General features: G+C 71.9%; 14 protein-coding genes. 5 read left to right on the top strand and 9 right to left on the bottom strand.

The window, feature by feature from the left end; genetic code table 11:
* Positions 1-82 precede the first annotated feature (82 nt).
* The 3 genes from L7N97_RS30385 to L7N97_RS24410 all read left to right on the top strand — a co-directional run bounded on the left by L7N97_RS30385 (position 83) and on the right by L7N97_RS24410 (position 3,555).
* Positions 83-1,948: a site-specific integrase gene (locus L7N97_RS30385; protein WP_237480830.1), complete on the top strand. Its 1,866-nt coding sequence runs from the start codon at positions 83-85 to the stop codon at positions 1,946-1,948.
* A 256-nt stretch (positions 1,949-2,204) separates the two neighbouring features.
* Positions 2,205-2,396: a hypothetical protein gene (locus L7N97_RS24415; protein ID WP_237480828.1), complete on the top strand. Its 192-nt coding sequence runs from the start codon at positions 2,205-2,207 to the stop codon at positions 2,394-2,396.
* A 70-nt stretch (positions 2,397-2,466) separates the two neighbouring features.
* Positions 2,467-3,555 (top strand): sulfite oxidase, encoded by a 1,089-nt coding sequence (locus L7N97_RS24410; RefSeq protein ID WP_237480826.1) that lies wholly within the window; start codon positions 2,467-2,469, stop codon positions 3,553-3,555.
* A gap of 305 nt (positions 3,556-3,860) precedes the next feature.
* Here L7N97_RS24410 and L7N97_RS24405 read toward each other — a convergent pair whose 3' ends face one another.
* Both L7N97_RS24405 and L7N97_RS24400 read right to left on the bottom strand, forming a co-directional pair.
* A complete protein-coding gene (locus tag L7N97_RS24405; RefSeq protein WP_237480824.1) occupies positions 3,861-5,561 on the bottom strand; it encodes a GMC family oxidoreductase in 1,701 nt (566 codons plus the stop codon).
* Positions 5,554-6,951: a UbiD family decarboxylase gene (locus tag L7N97_RS24400; RefSeq protein ID WP_237480823.1), complete on the bottom strand. Its 1,398-nt coding sequence runs from the start codon at positions 6,949-6,951 to the stop codon at positions 5,554-5,556. The genes L7N97_RS24405 and L7N97_RS24400 overlap by 8 nt, the downstream gene beginning before the upstream one ends.
* Positions 6,952-7,061: 110 nt before the next feature.
* On the opposite strand from L7N97_RS24400, the gene L7N97_RS24395 reads away from it, so the two are divergent.
* Both L7N97_RS24395 and L7N97_RS24390 read left to right on the top strand, forming a co-directional pair.
* Positions 7,062-7,988: a LysR family transcriptional regulator gene (locus tag L7N97_RS24395; RefSeq protein WP_237480820.1), complete on the top strand. Its 927-nt coding sequence runs from the start codon at positions 7,062-7,064 to the stop codon at positions 7,986-7,988.
* A 157-nt stretch (positions 7,989-8,145) separates the two neighbouring features.
* Positions 8,146-8,745: a UbiX family flavin prenyltransferase gene (locus L7N97_RS24390; RefSeq protein WP_237480818.1), complete on the top strand. Its 600-nt coding sequence runs from the start codon at positions 8,146-8,148 to the stop codon at positions 8,743-8,745.
* 49 nt (positions 8,746-8,794) lie between these two features.
* Here L7N97_RS24390 and L7N97_RS24385 read toward each other — a convergent pair whose 3' ends face one another.
* The 7 genes from L7N97_RS24385 to L7N97_RS24355 form a co-directional block, all read right to left on the bottom strand.
* Complete coding sequence (locus L7N97_RS24385) at positions 8,795-9,280, bottom strand: TIGR02444 family protein (protein ID WP_237480817.1); 486 nt, start codon at positions 9,278-9,280, stop codon at positions 8,795-8,797.
* Positions 9,277-10,617, bottom strand: coding sequence for an MFS transporter (locus tag L7N97_RS24380; RefSeq protein WP_237480815.1), 1,341 nt, complete (start codon positions 10,615-10,617; stop codon positions 9,277-9,279). The genes L7N97_RS24385 and L7N97_RS24380 overlap by 4 nt, the downstream gene beginning before the upstream one ends.
* A 152-nt stretch (positions 10,618-10,769) precedes the next feature.
* Positions 10,770-11,558, bottom strand: a complete 789-nt coding sequence (locus L7N97_RS24375) for an enoyl-CoA hydratase/isomerase family protein (protein WP_237480814.1) — start codon at positions 11,556-11,558, stop codon at positions 10,770-10,772.
* Positions 11,555-13,123 (bottom strand): AMP-binding protein, encoded by a 1,569-nt coding sequence (locus L7N97_RS24370; protein ID WP_237480813.1) that lies wholly within the window; start codon positions 13,121-13,123, stop codon positions 11,555-11,557. The genes L7N97_RS24375 and L7N97_RS24370 overlap by 4 nt, the downstream gene beginning before the upstream one ends.
* Positions 13,116-13,643, bottom strand: a complete 528-nt coding sequence (locus L7N97_RS24365; RefSeq protein ID WP_237480812.1) for a (2Fe-2S)-binding protein — start codon at positions 13,641-13,643, stop codon at positions 13,116-13,118. Before L7N97_RS24365 ends, L7N97_RS24370 begins: the two co-directional genes overlap by 8 nt.
* A complete protein-coding gene (locus L7N97_RS24360; RefSeq protein ID WP_237480811.1) occupies positions 13,631-14,458 on the bottom strand; it encodes an FAD binding domain-containing protein in 828 nt (275 codons plus the stop codon). The genes L7N97_RS24365 and L7N97_RS24360 overlap by 13 nt, the downstream gene beginning before the upstream one ends.
* Positions 14,455-17,427: a xanthine dehydrogenase family protein molybdopterin-binding subunit gene (locus L7N97_RS24355; protein ID WP_237480810.1), complete on the bottom strand. Its 2,973-nt coding sequence runs from the start codon at positions 17,425-17,427 to the stop codon at positions 14,455-14,457. Before L7N97_RS24355 ends, L7N97_RS24360 begins: the two co-directional genes overlap by 4 nt.
* Positions 17,428-17,510 lie beyond the last annotated feature (83 nt).

Genomic DNA, 17,510 nt, shown 5'->3' with positions numbered 1-17,510 from the left:
GGCTGCCGTCGCCGCCTTCATCACGGGCGAGGTGGTGCTGCCCTGGAAGGAGGGCATCCACAAGCTCGAGGGCCGGCCGACCGTGAAGGTGTCGCTCGCGACGGGCGACGAGGCCACGGCTCGGGTGCGCTGGAACCGCGTTCACGAACAGGTCGAGGCGCTGGTCCAGATGGGACAGGTGCTGGCCGCGGAGAAGGAACAGCGAGGCCGTGAGCGCAACACGGTGCAGCGGTTGCCCGTCGGCGCGGTCGGCACGATCGCGGCGCAGGCCAGGCACGATCTCCTGGCGGAACACGATCAGTGCTGGATCGACCCGACCTTCACCTCGCCCCTGACGGGCGTCGTCGTGCGACTGATGATGAACGCTAGCCGCACCGCCTCTCTCGACCCGGTCGATGACGCCCGCCGCTTCGCCGACGATCTCAGGTTGCGCGATGCCAAGGCAGCCCTCGTCTCCCGCCGGTCCGGCACGCTCGATGGGGAGATCAAGGAGGGCGAGGTCACCGACCCGCATCTCATCGCCGCCATCAGCGACTTGGCGGCAGGGCGCGTCGTGCGGCTCACGCCTGAGCAGAACGCGGCCCTCACCGCCGCCTGCCCCACGTCGACCATCTCCAGCGAACTAGATCTCCGCCTGGCGGAGAACGGCCTCGATCTGCCGCAGGGCCACACCGACCGCCGCGCCCTGGCGCTGGCGCTGCTCAGGACCACCGTCAACGGGGTCGAGGCCGTGAAGGCGAGGGACGCCGGCGCCGCCATCGACACGCCGGAGCGTCCGCCTGTGATGGCGCCCGTTCCGAGGCCCGAGACGGCTGCTGCCCCGATGCCGCTCCTGTCCGCGATGCGCGAACGCTGGATCAAGGAGGAGAGGCCGCTCGGCAAGCAGCAGGACGACAACGCTCTCTACACGGGGTACTTCATCGGCAAGTTCGGCGACCTGCCGGTCGACCAGATCACCAAACCGGTCTTAAAGGATTTCATGGACCTGCTGGAACGCTGCCCCCGCAACGTGCCCCATGCCATCCGCCGGGCGTCGCTCGCGGAGCGGATCGCGTGGGGCGAGAAGCCGGCCAACTTGAAGCAGCCCAGGCTCGCCCGACGCACGGTCAACGCCAAGGGCTTGGGGTCGATCTCGGCCGCGCTGACGATGGCCGAGAAGCTCGGCCACATCGCCGTCAACCCCTGCAGCAAGATGGGCCTGAAGATCACCGAGGCGGACGTGATCAAGCGCGAGCCGTACAGCCTGGAGGACCTCCGGCGCATCTTCTCGACGTCGGTCTACGTGGCCCCGATCGACATCCCGATCAGCGGCTGCGGGTCTGCGGCGCACTGGCTGCCGCTCCTGGCGCTGTTCACCGGAGCGCGGCTGGAGGAACTCGGGCAACTGCTGGTCGGTGACGTCAAGCAGGTCGACAGCTTGTGGTGCATCCATATCACCGACCTCCCAGACGAGGACGACGCGGCGGACCGAAAGGCTTGGTGGGGCGAGAAGGAACCGGAGAAGGCAGTGAAGACGGCGGCTGCACGGCGTTACGTGCCGGTCCACGCCGAACTGGTGCGGTGCGGCTTTCTGGACTTCGTGGCGCGGCGCAGGCGCGACGGCTTCAAGCGCCTGTTTCCCGAGCTGAAGGCCTACCGCGGCCGAATTACGAAGGCTTGGAGCACGTTCTGGGCGCGGCACACGGACGAGCACGTGACCAAGTCGCCCCGGAAGACGTTCCACAGCTTTCGACACCTGTTCGTGGCGCGGCTGCGCGCAGCGGGCGTGGACCGGGACATCATCAAGGCGCTTGTCGGACACGCCAACAAGGACGTAACGGCCGGCTACGGCGTGGTCGACGGCACTCTGTTTCCCGTCGCAGTCTTGCACGAGGCGCTCCAGAAGGTGCGCGTGGACGGCCTTGAGCTATCGCACCTACATCGGCCGGAACTGATCAAGGCTGCTTGACAGGAGTTGTCCATGCACTTGGCGACCCGGCCTTCTGTGAGGTCAGCATCGCGCCAGGTCCCGACCTTCAGGGGTCGCCACCTTGCGGACCTTCAGGACGGTCGTCGTACAGCTGGTGTCGACCCATGCCGGGCGTTGGGTATCGGTGTAGCGCTCCTCTGAAGCGGTCGTTCGCGAGTCCTGGTGCGACAGCCCATGTCGAACCAGCGATGTATCGCCCTTCCTTGCCTTCGAAACCCTGCGCTCAGCCGGCTCCGTGCCTATCGCCACCCTCGTTGCCGCGGCCGACAACGCACTCCCCATCCTGTCCATGGCGGCGTTCGGCCTCGGCCTCGACGTCCTGGTGGTGACCGGAGCGGGGCTGTGCGTCGCAGGTGCGGCAACGCTGTCTCTCGCGGCCCTTGGCGCGCTGAGCCTCGGCCCGATCCGCGTCCTCGGCCTCGCCTGAGTGCCCCGCCGGGTCGGCCGCAACCGGGGACCGCCCCGAACCATTCCGCCCGCAGCCCGAGGAGGATCCCGTGCTCAATCCGTTCCGCAAGCATCCCGAGCTGATCGTGCACGGCGCCCATCCGCTCAACGCCGAGCCGCCGCTGCCGAAGCTCCGCGCCAGCTATCTCACGCCGCAGGACCTGCTCTACGTCCGCTCTCACGGCGACGTCCCGAAGCTCGACGGCGCGGCCCACCGCGTCGGCGTCGACGGCCGGGTGGCGCGGGAGTTGTCGCTATCGGTCGCCGATGTGCAGGCCATGCAGTCCCGCACGGTGCGGGCCGTGATGCAGTGTGCCGGCATTCGCCGCGCCGACCTACGCGCCGTGCGGCCCGTCAAGGGCGACCCTTGGGCCGCGGGCGCCATTGGCTGCGCGGACTGGACCGGCGCGCCGCTCGGCGCTGTGTTGGAGGCGGCCGGCGCCGAGGCGGGCGAAGGGCTGCACGTCGCTTTCATGTGCGCCGACACCTGCCAGCCGAGCGACGGCGGTGCGCCGTACGGCGTGTCGCTGCCGATGTCGAAGGCGCTTCACCCCGACACGCTGGTGGCCTACGCGATGAACGGCGAGCCGCTCGCCTCCGAGCACGGTTTCCCACTGCGGATTGTCGCGCCGGGTTGGGCAGGGGTTCGCAGCCCGAAGTGGCTCAGCGCGATCACGGTGCAGGACCGCCCGTCTGGCGCCCATCAGCAAGCTGCCGACTACAAGCTGTTCCCGCCCGACATGCGGCCCGACACCGAAGACCTGTCGCGCGGGATAACCATCGAGGCCATGCCGCTCAACTGCGCGGTGACGGCGCCCGCCCCCGGAGCCGGGCTGAAGGCGGGCGGCGTCGACGTCGAAGGCTACGCCGTCGCGTCGGACCGCGCGGTGGTGCGCGTCGACGTCTCGGCCGACGGCGGCCGGACCTGGACGCAGGCGACCCTCGAGGACCACGGCGCCTCGCGCTGGGGCTGGACCTTCTGGCACGGCACGCTGGACCTGCCGCCTGGAGAGCACGAGATTTGCGCCCGCGCCTGGGACGCGGCGGGCCAAACGCAGCCGGCGCTGCCCGACGATACCTGGAACTTCAAGGGCTACCTGTCCGCCGCCTGGCATCGCTTGCGCGTGACGGCCGCGTGACCACAGCGCAGCCCGACGCCTCGGGCGACGACGGCCCGGCTGCCCGAAGCAGCCGAACCGGGCATAGCGCGGTCCTGCCGCGAACCGAGCCTTCCTGTCGACCCGATCGGGACGCGGGACATCTGCGGGCCGCGCTCCCGAACAGCCATTCGAGGAACGCTGCCCCACGCACCGTGCGCAGCGTACCGATTCGAACCCCGGGCATCGGTGCCCCGAGCGAACATCGCCGGTCTCCATCCCTCGCGGACCCGAGCGAACATCGTCGGCCGCACGGGTGGAACCTCGTCCCGTGCAGGGGGCACGCTTCACCCCGGTCCGAACCCGGCGGCGATCTTCTCGGCCCCCATGATGACGGGGATGTTGGTGTTGGCGCTAGGGAGACGCGGCATGATCGAAGCGTCCGCCACCGTGAGGCCGTCCACGCCGATGACCCGCCCCCCGGGGTCGACGACGGCTCCGGCATCCCGGGCCTGTCCCATCCGGCAGGTTCCGCTGGCGTGCCAGACGCCGAAGACGTTCCCGCGGACGTAGTCGTCGAGGTCGTCACCCGCGCGGCACAGCGACGCCAGCTCGGCTCCCCCCGTGAGGGTGCGCAGCATCAGCCGCCGGAGCGGCGGGGGACCGTCGAGCAGGCGCGCCAGCACCGCCGTCAAACGCGCGTTGCGCGGCGTCACGGCGCTGAGGCGCTTGATCGCGGGAGAGAAGCTCGCTGGGAAAAGATCACGGGGGTTCGGATTGAGGTGCGGCGACACGGCGAGGCCGACCAGCATGCGGACACCCGAGGCGAGGCGGTCGAGGTCGCGCGGGTCCGACAGGAGGCCGAGGTCGATGTCCAGCGACCCCGCGGGGTCCGACGGACGGAGACGGAGTCGGCCGACCGAATGGGGCTGGTTCACCCACAGGAAGTACAGGCCCAGGCTCCGGCCGAGCGCGTGCCAGCCACCCCGCGCCGCGGCGGTGAGGTACATGTCCGAGGGGCTGCCGCCGGGCCGCCCCGACGAATAGCGCAGCGCGAGGAAGCTCGCCCTCCGGTAGGCGCTGGGGAGCCGCAGGGCGCGCGGCAGGTATTGGGCGATGGTCAGCGCCGGGTGGTCGCGCAGGTTGGCGCCGACGCCGGGCCGGTCAGCCACCACAGCGATCCCGCAGTCCCGGAGGTGTGCGGCGGGGCCGATGCCGGCCCGCAGCAGCAGGGTCGGCGAATGGAGCGCGCCGGCGCAGAGCACGACGTGCCGCGCCCTGACGGCCCGGCCGGAGCCGTCCGGACGACGCAGGACCGCGCCCGTCACGCGGCATCCCTCCGTCGACAGCGCCCGGACTTCCGTCTCGGCCGAGATCACGAGGTTCGGGCGCGCGCGTGTCGCCGGGTCGAGGTAGGCGGCGGCGGCCGACACCCGGGCGTCGTCCCGGTTGGAGAAGGCGGTGGGGAATAGGCCGTCGGCGAAGTCCCCGTTCTGGTCGGCGCGGCGCGGCAGGCCGCTCGCGTCGAACGCCCGGGCGGCGGCCTGGGCGAAGGGCGGCCAATCGGCCTCGAGGATGCGCCTGATCGGCAGCGGCCCGTCCCGGCCGTGCAGCGGGCCGCCGAAGTCGAGGTCCGTTTCCAGCTTGCGGAAGAAGGGCAGCACATCGTCCCAGCCCCAGCCGGTGGCGCCGAGCGCCGCCCAGGCGTCGTAGTCGCGCGGCAGGCCCCGGTTGGCGGACTGGACGTTGATGCTCGACGAGCCACCCATGACCCGGCCCTGCTCGTAGGCGCGCCGCCTTTGACGGCCGGCCGCGTCCGTCGTGGCGACGGCGTCGAGGCCGGGCCAGACGTAGCGGTCGCCGTGGAACAGCGGCATGGGATAGCTGTCGAGGATTTCCGGCGGCACCCGCCCGGGCGGCGTGTCGACGCCGGCTTCCGCGAGCAGGACGCGGCGGCCCGGGTCGGCCGACAGGCGGTTCGCCATCACGCATCCGGCCGAGCCGCCGCCGACCACGAGCACGTCGACCTCGGAAGGCAGCTCAGCCATGGGTCAACCCCGCGGCGGCGCGCCAGTCGGCGGCGGGGTCGATGGCGGCGCCGAGGTCCACCTCCGCCTGGCCCGGCACCGCGATGCGCCTGAACTTCATGGGCGGCGCGCCGACCGGCACGGTGGCGTCGAGGCCCATCTTGGCGCCGACGCCGTCGCGGCCCGACGGGTCGAGCTTCGAGCCCTGCGCTTCCGCGACGACGAGGAGGTCGCGGTCGGCCTGGAACCGGGTTGACACCGCCCACTCCACCTCTCGCGGATCGTGGATGTCGACGTCGGTGTCGACCACCACGGCATGCTTGATGTCGTAATGGGCCGCGAAGGCGCCGAGCAGGACGTTCTTCCCCTCGCCGTCCTGCGTCTTCCGCAGCTTGACGTAGAGGTGGTAGCGGCCGACCCCGCCGAGCGACAGGTGGACGTCCTCGACCCCCGGAAAGCTGCGCCGCAGCGCGGCCAGGATGGTCGCCTCACGCGGGATGGCGCCCAGCAGCAGGTGTTCAAGGCCGCCGCCCACGATCATGTGGAAGATCGGGCTCTCGCGATGCGTCACGGCGTCGACCTGCATGACGTGCCGCTTGGCGCGCTCGCCGTAATATTGGGGAAACTCGCCGAAGGGCCCCTCGGGCTCGCGCACCTCGGGCAGGAGGCGCCCCTCGATGACGATCTCGGCCTCGGCCGGCACGCGGACGCCGTTTGTGAGGCACCTGACGACGTCGAGCGGCGCGCCGGTCAGCGCGCCCGCGATCTCGAGCTCATCGTGGCCGAGCGGCACGATGGCCTGCGACGCCAGGAGGCAGGCGGGATCGACGCCCACCACCAGCGCCACCTCGAGCCCGCGGCCGGCCGCCTCCGCCTTGCGGTAGAAGCTGTCGGTGTGGCGGGGCAGGACGAGCACGCCGATGCGGTCCGGCCCGCTGATCTGACAGCGCAGGATGGCCACGTTCTGCACCCCCGTCTCGGGGTCGCGCGAGATCATCAGGCCGGCCGAGATGTAGGGGCCGCTGTCGTGCTCGTTCAGGGTCGGCACCGGCAGGAGCCTCAGAAGGTCGATGCCATCCCGGTGGACGACCTCCTGGGCGGGGCCGCCCGACAGCTCGCGCCACGGCATCGGGTCGGCGGCGGCCCGGGTGAAATGGGCGACGAGGGCGTCCTCGGTCGTGCCGAGCGCTTCGGCCATCCAGGCTCGGCTCGACACGAGTCCCGACACGATCGTGCCCTCGCGGCCGCCGGGCCGGGGGAACAGCGTGGCGCGCGCGCCGTCGAGGCGGTTGGCGACGGCGGCGGCCTCGTGCTTCAGGCCGATGCCCGGGCGGGCCACGGCGAGCCGCCCGTCGGCCGACAGACGCTGGAGCCACGCGCGGAGCGATCGGACAGGGGCGGGTAGGCTCATGGGTGTTCTCCGGGCGACGATCTCGCTTGTCGTCCAGGGATCAGCGGTAAGCCGCGCTTGGGCCGCTGAAAAATCAGGAATAATGATCCGCGCCATCACGGGGACGGGACATGGACCTTCGTCAGATCTCGTATTTCGTCGCGCTCTACGAGGAAGGCAGCGTCACGCGGGCGGCGGAACGAGTCCACGTGGTTCAGCCCGCACTGAGCATGCAGATCGCCAAGCTGGAGCGCGAACTCGGCCAGATCCTGTTCGACCGGCAGCCCAGGGCCGTCGTGCCCACGGTCGCCGGCCGCGCGCTGCACCGCCTCGTCCGCCCCATCCTCGACGACGTCGCGGCGGCACATGCCGCCATGGCGCGCCTATCGACCGCCGTGTCGGGCCGCGTCACCGCCGGCGTCTTGTCGTCGCTGACGATGAGCGTGGTGCCGGGCGTGCTGCTGCGCTTCGCCGAGGCTCACCCGGACGTCGAGCTGTCGCTGGCCGACGGCACGACGTCGAGCTTCATCGCGGCGGTCGGCGACGGCTCGATCGACCTCGCGGTGATCAACCGGCCGGAACGGCCGCTCGGGCTCGTGGTCGAGCCCCTGTTCGGCGAGGAGATGGTCCTTGTGGGCGGGCGGGACGCCGCCCTGCCAGTGCCGCTGCCCCTGCGCCCGCGCGACCTCGCGCGCCTCGACCTGCTCCTGCCCTCGGCGCGCAACGGGCTCCGCTCGGCGCTGGACCTGCGGCTCAGGGCGGAAGGCGTGACGCTCTCGCCGAAGCTCGAACTCGACCTCGTGCCGGCGATCGCCGAGGTCGTGGGGCGCTCCGCCCTGTTCACGATCCTGCCGGCTATCGCGGTGTCCCGGCAGCTCGCGGAAGGCTCCCTCAGGGCCTATCGCATCGGCGAGCCCCGCCTCGTCCGCCAACTCGCCATCGTACATCGCCGCGACAGGCCTCTCAGCACCGCCGCGACCGCGTTCGTCGCCACCCTGACCGAGGAGTTCGCCGCCGCCACGCTGGGCCTCGGCGACCGGATCACGGTAGGCCCGTGACCGGCGCGCGCGTGGCGCATCGCTGATGGCGGCCATCAACCATCCTTATTCGACACGCCTCGGCTCCCTCCGTAACCCTCGGCGACGCACGTCGGTCCGGATCGTGCCGCTACACCGGGCGGCGACCGGACCGACGGCGTGACGCGGGGGCCGGCCCATGGGTGGAAGTCTCACGAGCGTCGAGCTGCCGCTCGTCGTCGGCATCTCGGGCGCCTCCGGGGTGATCTACGGCGTGCGCATTCTGGAGATCCTGCGGGACCTCGGAATCCCGAGCCACCTCGTCATGTCGCGGTCCGCCGAGGTGACGCTGGCCCACGAGACCGACCTCAAGGTGGCGGCCGTGCGGGCGCTGGCGACGCGCTGCTACGCGCAGGCCGACATCGGCGCCGCGATCTCGTCGGGCTCATTCCGCACCCGCGGCATGGTGGTGGCCCCGTGCTCGATTCGCTCCATGGCGGAGATCGCCAGCGGGGTCACCTCGGGCCTGCTCACGCGGGCCGCCGATGTGGTGCTGAAGGAGCGGCGGCGGCTGGTGCTGATGGTGCGCGAAACGCCGCTGCACGCGGGGCACCTGCGCAGCATGGCGGCGCTGTCGGACCTCGGTGCCGTCATCGCACCGCCGGTGCCGGCCTTCTACGCCCGGCCTGGCAGCCTCGCCGAGATGGTCGACCACACGGTGGGGCGGGTGCTCGACCTGTTCGGGATCGAGTCGGGCGGGGTCAGGCGGTGGAAGGGGCAGGAGCAGCCCTCGACATAGACGAGGTCATCCGCGGCGCCCGTCCGCACCACCCATCCGTTTCGCCGGTCTAAACTCCGATGAGCGCCTGCACGGCCGCTTCCGGCAACTCGCGTCCCAGATGGGCCGCGTAGAGCGCGAGGTTGCGGACCGCCGCATCGGCTTCGACGCTGCACATCTCCGGTGTCATGGCGGACAGCGCCGCCAGCGCCAGCCGTTCGGCTTCGAGCTCCACCGCCTTCACGCGCCCGCGACAGGCCTCTGTTTCGACGCCGGGCAGCAGCGCCTCCTTCATGGCCCGCCGCGCGGCGCGCAGCGGCTCGATCACCGCGGCGCGCCAACGCGCCAGCCGCGCGTCGGCGGCCGCGATCGCGCCCGCGTCGAGCAGGCGGCCGTCTTCGGCGCACCAGAGGAGCCAGAGCACCAGCGTGACGTCACAGCCGGCCTCGTCCTGCAAGGCGAGGCAGGCCGGGGCCGCGCCGGGCCGGGCGTAGAAGCCGAGCGCGAAGCGCCACAGCGGATCGTCATCCACGCCGCGATCCTCCACGTCGCTCACATCCGGTCGAGGTTGCCGCGGGTTTCGGGCGTCGCCAGGGCGCCGGCGAGGTAGACGATCGTCACGCCCACCGTGAAGGCGGCCAGCACGGCCGGAATATGGCTCGACTCCCCCGCGGCCAGCGACACGAAGGTAGGCAGGATACCGCCGAGCGCGAAGCCGAGGTTCCACGACAGGCCCGTGCCGGTGGCGCGCAACGCCGTGGGGAAGCTCTCGTTCAGAGTGATCAGCAGCGGCCCGTAGCTGGCATTGGCGATGAAGGACAGCGCCAGGGCGCAGACGGTCAGGAGAGTGACGTCCGTGATCGACCCCATGGCGAGAAACAGGGCCGGGAAGGCGATCAGCCGGACGACCCCCATGGCGAGGAACACAGGCCGCCGGCCGATATGCTGGCTGAGCTCGCCGGCCGCGCAGGCGCCGAGGCCAGCGGCCACATTGGCGCCCACCAGCATCAGCGAAGCGGTGGCGTTGGGCACGCCGTTGACGAGCTTAAGGAAGCTCGGGAGGTAGCCGGAGGTGAGATAGTATGCGGCGCCGCCGCCGAACGACAGCAGGACGGCCACGATGAAGTTGCGCCGGTGGACGGGCGACAGCAGCAGCCGGACGGGCGAGGCGACGGCTCCGGCGGAGCCCCGCAGCGCCTTCTGCCGCTGCAGGCGGGCGAAGATCGGCGACTCTTCGAGGTTGCGGAACAGCACGACCCCGACCAGCGACGTGAGAAGGCCCGAGAAGAACATCAGCCGCCAGCCCCAGGCGGCGAAGGCCGGCCCGGGCGCGATCAGCGACACGACGAGAAAGACCAGCGAGGCCAACAGGCCGCCGATGGCGGACCCGCCCCCGCCGACCGCGCCCGACATCAGGCCGCGCCAGCGCTCCGGCAGGGTTTCCGTGCCGATCGTGTGCGAGGCCGCCACGACACCGCCCACGAAGACGCCCTGCACGAGGCGGAAGACGAGGAAGATCGCGGTGGCGACCCAGCCGATCTGCGCGACCGAGGGCAGCAGGCCGAAGGCCGCCGTCGACACGCCGACGCCGATCACCGCCACCATGAGGGCGCGGCGGCGGCCGAACCGGTCGGCGTAGGAGCCGAAAAGCGCGGAGCCGTAGGGGCGGATCAGCAGTGTAACGCCGAAGGACGCGTAGGCGCCGGCGAGCGACAGCATCGACTCGTCGGCCGGAAAGAACAGGCCGCCCACGACCGGCGCCACGTAGAGCAGGATGAAGAGGTCGAAAAGGTCGAGCCCCCATCCGAAGAGCGAGGCCGCGCAGGCGACGGCGACTTGTCGGCTCGTCGGTTTGACGAGCAGATCGTTGTCCAGGGCGATGGTGGCGGTCATGGCGTTCCTCCTCGTGGTGCGGCGCCGTCCCGCGGACATGCGCCGTCGCTGCCCGGGCGCGGTGCGGCCGGGGTTCGCGGCCTTGGGCCGTCGTTGTGCTGCGGTGGACCGCCGGCGGCGCGGCCGGCGGGGCAGGGCGCGCTGGGACCCGTTCAGGTCCCACGGAAGGCGGGGGCCCGCTTCTCGTGGAAGGCCGTGACGCCCTCGCGGAAGTCGTCCGACTGCCGCAAGCGGCTGTAGGAGTGGCCTTCGAGCTCGATGGCCGTCGCCACGGTGGCGTTCTCGCTGTCGTTCAGCAGCTTCTTGGCGGTGCGCTGGGCCAGCGGCGAGAAGGCCCGGAGCTCGTCCACGAGCGCGTCCACGGCCTTCTCGAGATCGGCGTCCGCCACGCAATCCGTGGCGATGCCCCAGTCGAGCGCCTGGCGGCCCGGGATGCGCCGCGACCGCATGACGATGTCCTTCGTGCGGGCGATGCCGACGATCGCCTGGAGCCGGGCCGAGCCGCCCGAGCCCGGGATCTGGCCGAGCTTCTGCTCCGGCAGGGCGTAGCGGCAAGTTTCCGAAACGACGCGGAAGTCGCAGGCGAGCGAGATCTCGAAGCCCACGCCGAAGGTGTAGCCGCGGTTGGCCGCGATGACGGGCTTGGAACAGCGCGCCGGCGCGGCGATGTTCCAGGCGAGGTGCGATACGTGCTCGGGCGAGGCGTCGAGAAATCCTTTGATGTAGCCGCCGGAGGAGAAGTGCTCGCCCTCGGCGCGCAGCACGACGATCCGCACGCGCGCGTCCTCGTCGAGCGCCTCGAAGGCCCGGCGCAGTTCGTCGCGCTGCAGCATCGAGATGACGTTCATCGGCGGGCGGTCGAGCACGATGTCGGCGCGCTCGCGGGCGGGGTCAATGGCGACGCGGAAGCCGTCGAGATCGATCAAGCGGGAGTCGGTCATGTCAGGGCCTCGACGGAGGTGTGGGAAGGGAAGGCCGACGCGGCCTCGGGCTCATAGTCGCCCGACACGAGCCGACGGCGCAGCAGCTTGCCGACCGGCGATTTCGGGATCTCGGCCACGAAGACTGTGCTGCGGGGCAGCTTGTGGCTCGGCAGGCCGGCAGCCCGGCAGTAGGCGTCGAGGTCGGCGGACTCGACCGGCCCGCGGCGCTTGATGAAGGCCGCGACGACCTTGCCCCAGCGCTCGTCGGGCAGCCCGACCACGGCCACTTCGGACACGGCCGGGTGCAGCGACAGGCAGCTCTCGATCTCGACGGGCGACACGTTCTCGCCCCCCGTGATGATCATGTCGTCGATCCGGCCGGTGACGAACAGGTCCCCGTCGGCATCTGCGTAGCCGGTGTCGCCGGTGAAGTACCATCCGTCCCGGAAGGCCTTGGCGTCCGCCTCGGGCCGGCGCCAGTAGCCTTCGAAGGCCTCGTCGCCGCCCGCGATGACGGCGATCTCGCCCTCCTCGCCGGGCTCCGCCGTCGCGGCGGGATCCCGCGCGCCGAAGGGCACCACGCGCACCATGGTGTTGAGCCCGGCGCGGCCGGCCGAGCCGGGCTTCCGGGGCGCGTCCTGGTCGATCGTGAAGGTGTACACCTCGGACGAGCCATAATGGTTGACGAACAGGTCCGGCCGGAACGCTTCCGTGAGCCGGGCCAGCAACCCATCCGTCATCGAGGCGCCGGCGAAGCCGAGCTTGCGGACGCTGGACACGTCCGTCGCGCCGAAATCGGCGTGGTGCACGAGGTCGTGGTATAGGGTCGGTACCAGGTAAAGGTTGGTCACCCGCTCGGCCGCGACGAGGCGCAGGGCTTCGGCAACGCTGAAGCGCGGCAGACACACGAAGGTGCCCCCGATCAGCGACATGGCGAGCAGCGAGCGCACTCCCATCGTGTGGTAGAGCGGCATGACGCCGAGCGTCCGCTCGCCCCGCCCGTAGAGGTTCTGCGCGATGTGGGCCAGGGCGGCGGCGCGCTCGGCCCTGTGTCGCCGCGGCACCCCCTTGGGGCGCGCGGTCGTGCCCGAGGTGTAGAGCATCAGCGACAGGGCTTCGGCCGAGGCGGCGGCGCGCGCCGGGGCCGCGCCGCGGGCGACGATGTCGGCGAAGGCGGTCTCACCCGGCCCCGCCGCGGCGCCCACGGCGAGCCGGGGCAGGACCGCCGCCGCGGGGCTTGCCGCGACGGCGGCGGCCGCGACTGGCTCGTAGACGAGCGCGCGGGCGTCGGAGTCCGCGAGGGCATAGTCGAGTTCGTCGACCGTGGCGCGCCAGTTCAAGGGCACGATGACCACGCCGGCGAATTGGCAGGCCCAGTGCAGAGTCGCGGCTTCCCAGCGGTTCTGCAGGACGGTGACGAGGCGGTCGCCCGGCCGCAGGCCGAGCGCGTCGAGCCCCTCCACCACGGACGAGATCGCCCGGTACCAGCCGGCGTAGGTCAGTCGGACCCCGCCGTCGACGATCGCGAGCGCCTCGGGGTCGCGCGACACGCTCGCCAGGAAGCTCGTGCCGAGGTCAAGCATGGACCGTGTCCTCCGGATGTTCGCTCGTGCCGCGCAGTTCGGCGGCGGCGTCGAGGGCGGCGGCCACGATGGGGGCGTAGCCGGTGCAGCGGCAGAGATGACCGCCGATCACGAGGGTGAGGTCTTCCCGCGACGGGGCTGGGTGCCGGCGCAGGTAGGTGTCGAGCGACATCAGGATGCCGGCCGTGCAGAAGCCGCATTGGAGGGCGTGGTGCCGCTTGAAGGCGGCCTGCAGGACGCCGAGCCGGCCCGGCGCGGGCGCCAGGCCCTCGACGGTGCGGAGGTCGCAGCCATCGGCCGCCACCGCCAGGGTGAGGCAGGCGCGCGCCATGGCCCCATCGATCGCGACCGTGCAGGCGCCGCAGACGCCGTGTCCGCAGCCGACATGCGTGCCGGTCATCCCGAGCCCGTGGCGCAGGGCGTCGGTGAGCAGCGTGCGCGATTCAACCTCGACAGTTCTCGGCACGCCGTTCAGCGTGAAGGCAACGCTGTGGCGCGTCGCGGCGCTCAGCCTCGGCATCGCATGGCCTCCTCGATCACCTGTCGGCCGAGATGGCGGACGAGGTCGCGCCGGTAGCGCGCCGTGGCGTGGATGTCCTCCCCCGCGCCGAGGTCCCAGGCCAGGGCGTTCAGGGCGTCGTCGAGGGCGGAGCCGTCGAGCAGCGGCAGGTCGCGGGCGGTGGGCCGGTCAGCGACGCCGCCGACCGCGAGCCTGATCCCCCGGCCGTCCACGACCGCCGCGCAGGCCACGATGGCGTAGTCGCCGTGGCGCCGCGCCACCTCGGCGAAGCTGTAGCCGGTGCCGGGCCTGCGCAGAGGCAGCGCGATCGCTTCCACCATCTCGTCCTCGGCCTTGGCCGTGACCATCATGCCGGTGAAGAAGTCGGCCGCCTTGACGGCGCGGGCGCGCTTCTTCGACCGCAACCGCACCTCGCCTTCCAGCGCCAGCAGGCAGAGCGGCGTTTCCGCGCTCGGGTCGGCGTGGGCGACCGAACCGCAGGGCGTTCCCCGCGCGCGCGTCTGGGCATGGCCGACCCAAGGCAGGGCCTGGGCGAGGAGCGGCGCCTCGTCGACCAGCGTGGCCCGGTCGAGCAGGGCCGCCTGACGCACGCCGGCCGGCACCACGAGCGCGCCCTTCTCGATCTTCGGATGCGCCAGGGCGTCGAGCCGCATGATGTCGACCAGCACGGCCGGCCGCGTCAGCCGCATGTTGAGCATGGGCATCAGCGATTGGCCGCCCGCCAGGATGCGGGCGTCGCCCCCCGAAGCGTGCAGCGCCGCGAGCGCCTCGTCGAGGTGGGCGGCACGGATGTAGTCGAAGGCGGGGGGCTTCACGATCTCATCCCCATCAAGGCCAGGAGGGGCGCCAGCAGGCGCCGCAGTGGGCCGGTACGGTCCGCGCCGCCCGCCCGCCGGGCGAGGGCTGCGAAGAAGCCCCCGATCACCACGCGGGCGGCGCCGTCGAGCAGGCGGCCGCCGACCGCCGCCACCTTGCCGCCGACCGCGGCCTCGTAGGTGTAGGCGATGCGGGTGCCACCGGCGCCGTCCGGCTCCAGGGTGATGCGCCCCGTGCCGCCGCCGTCCCCGAGCCCGCCCGACACGGTGCCGGTGAGGGTGGCGCCCCACGGAGGATTGAGGTCCGACAGCGTGATGTCAGCCGCATAACGCCCTTTCACGGGCCCGACCCCGAGCGTAACGTCCGCGGTAAAATGGGTGTCGGACAGCTTCCTTACCCCGTGGGCGCCGGGGATCACCGAGGCCAGCACGTCGGCATCGAGCAGCAGGGCCCAGACCGCCTCGGGCGTCGCCGCCACGACCGTGGCACCCTCGCCCCGCAGGGTGCGGTCGCCGGCCTTCGCGGCAGCCTTGGCCGGGCGGCCACCGGCGGGCGGAGGCGGCTCGTCGGCTCCCGCCACGAGGGCGCGCAGCTTCGCCGGGGTCAGCGGCAGGTCGACGGCGTCGAGGTCGAGCGCGTCCGCCACCGCGTTGGCGAGGCAGACCGGCGTCGACATGCAGTTCCCCTCGCCGACGCCCTTGGCGCCGAGCGGCGTAAAGGGCGAGGGGCTCTCGAGGTGGAGGATGCGAAGCTCCGGCACCTCGGTGGCCGTGGGCAGCAGATAGTCGGCGAGGGTGCCGGACAGGAAAGCACCGTCCTCGCCGTAGACGAGTTCCTCGTAGACAGCAGCCCCGAGCGCCTGGACGAAGCCGCCGCGCACCTGGCCCTCCACCATGCCGGGATGCAGGATCACGCCGCAGTCGTGCATCGTCACGTAGCGGTCGATGCGGAGCTTGCCCGTCGCGCGGTCCACCTCGACGCCGCAGAAGTCGAAGATGAAGCCGTGGCACAGCGAGGAGGCGACGTGGTCCTCTGCGTCGGGCGCGGTGAGTTCAGGCGGTGTCCAGAAGGCCGTCTCGCGGATCGCGGCCCCCACGTCGTCGGGCACGAGGCCGGGCGACCAGTGGCTCGTGGCGGCGACGCGGGCGAAGGGCAGGGATGCGTCGGGATTGCTTCGCGACGACACACGTCCACCCGCGAAGACGAGGTCCTCGGCCCTGATGTTGAGCTGCGCCGCCGCGATACGGGCGAGCTTGTCGCGCAGGCGAGTCGCCGCGAGGTGGGCCACGCCGGCCACGGCCGCGGCGAAGCGGCTCGAATAATTGCCCGACGCGATCGACCAGGCGTCCTTGGCGGTGTCGAGGTCGGTCGTGACCCGCACCTGGGCTGAAGGGATGCCGAGCACGTCGGCCACGATCCCGGCCAGGACGGTGCGGTGCCCCTGCCCCTGTGGCACGGAGGCGACCTGCACCGTGACGGTGCCGACGGGATCGAGCGTGACGGTCGCGGTCGACTGGGCGCCGTTCTTCGGGCCCGCCTTGGCGCGCTCGGCAGGCGTCAGCACCGCCGTGATGTACCCCATGTTGGAAACGCTGGGCTCGACCGCCGCCGTGAACCCGATGCCGTAGAGCCGCCCGGCCGCGCGGGCCGCGTCGCGCCGATCGAGGAGGTCGGCGAGGCCGCCGTAGCGCGCCGCGTCGTCGAGCGCCTGCTGGTAGTCGCCCGAATCGTAGAGCGCGCCGGTGGCGGTCCGGTAGGGGAAGGCTTCCGCGGGGATCAGGTTGCGGCGGATGACCTCGAGCGGGTCCAGCCCGAGATGGCGGGCGATGCGCTGCATCAGCCGCTCCAGCGGATAGTAGACCTGGGGTCCGCCGAAGCCGCGCACGAGCCCCGTGGGGAGCTTGTTGGTGAGCACGACGCGGTTGCGGATGCGCACGTGCGGGATCGCGTAGGCGCCGGTCATGTTGCCGTGCATGCGGTAGAGCGTGGCCGGCTCGGGCGCGCGGAGGTAGGCGCCGCAGTCTTCGAGCTGGTCCCAGTCGAGCGCCGTCACGCGGCCCTCGCCGTCGAAGGCGGCAGAGAGGGTAGTGACGCGGTTGGTGGCCGAAACGGACCCAGCGAGGTGCTCCAACCGGTCCTCGACCCACTTTACCGGGCGGCCGACGATCCGGGCCGCTGCGGCGATCAGCACCGCGTAGGGAGCCACGCCCTGCTTGACGCCGAAGCTGCCGCCGCTGTCGGGCGGGGTGCGCAGCCGCAGCCGATTGCCCGGCACCTTGAGGGCACGGGCCATGACGGCGTGGATGCTGAACGGCCCCTGGAAGTTGGCGAGGACGTCGTAGGCGTCCTCGTGGGGGTCGTATTCGGCCACGATCCCGTAGCATTCCATCGGCGAACCGGTGTTGCGGGGATAACGGACCGTCACGGCGAGTCTGTGGGCCGCGGCCGCGAAGGCGGCGTCGGGATCGCCGTAGCGGAAGCGGCGGTCGCTCATCAGGTTGGAGCCGGCGTCCTCGTGGAGGACCGGCGCGCTTTCCCCGAGGGCGGCCTCGGGGTCGACCACGGCCGGCCGGCTCCGGTAGCGCACGTTCACGAGGTCGGCGCCGTCCTCCGCGCGGTAGCGATCCGCCGCCACCACGATGGCGACGGGCTCGCCGACATAGCGGACGCGGTCGACCGCGATGGCGCGCGCATCGACCGACACGCGCAGGGCCGGGACCAGGCCCGCCGTGATGTCGGCGAGGTCGGCGCCGGTGATGACCGCGGCGACGCCGGGCAGGGCCAGCGCGGCCGCTTTATCGACCGAGAGGAGGTCGGCGTGGGCGTGCGGCGACCGGACGATCGCGGCATGCAGGGTGCCGGGCCGGATGCCGAGGTCGTCGATGTAACGCCCCCCCCCGGACAGGAGGGCCGCGTCTTCGACTCGCTCGACGGATGGCCTGATGAGACGTTCGCCCTGGATGCCCAAGATCTCGCTCCCGGACGGCGCATCCCGACGGGTCCCTCGGACCCGTCCATCTTCGCGATCCGAGCGAGCACGGCGGAAGCCGC

The organism is Lichenibacterium dinghuense, assembly GCF_021730615.1.
GTDB classification, from domain to species: domain Bacteria; phylum Pseudomonadota; class Alphaproteobacteria; order Rhizobiales; family Beijerinckiaceae; genus Lichenihabitans; species Lichenihabitans dinghuensis.
The sequence above is the reverse complement of the archived record's forward strand: the minus strand, read 5'-3'. Positions and strand labels throughout refer to the sequence as shown.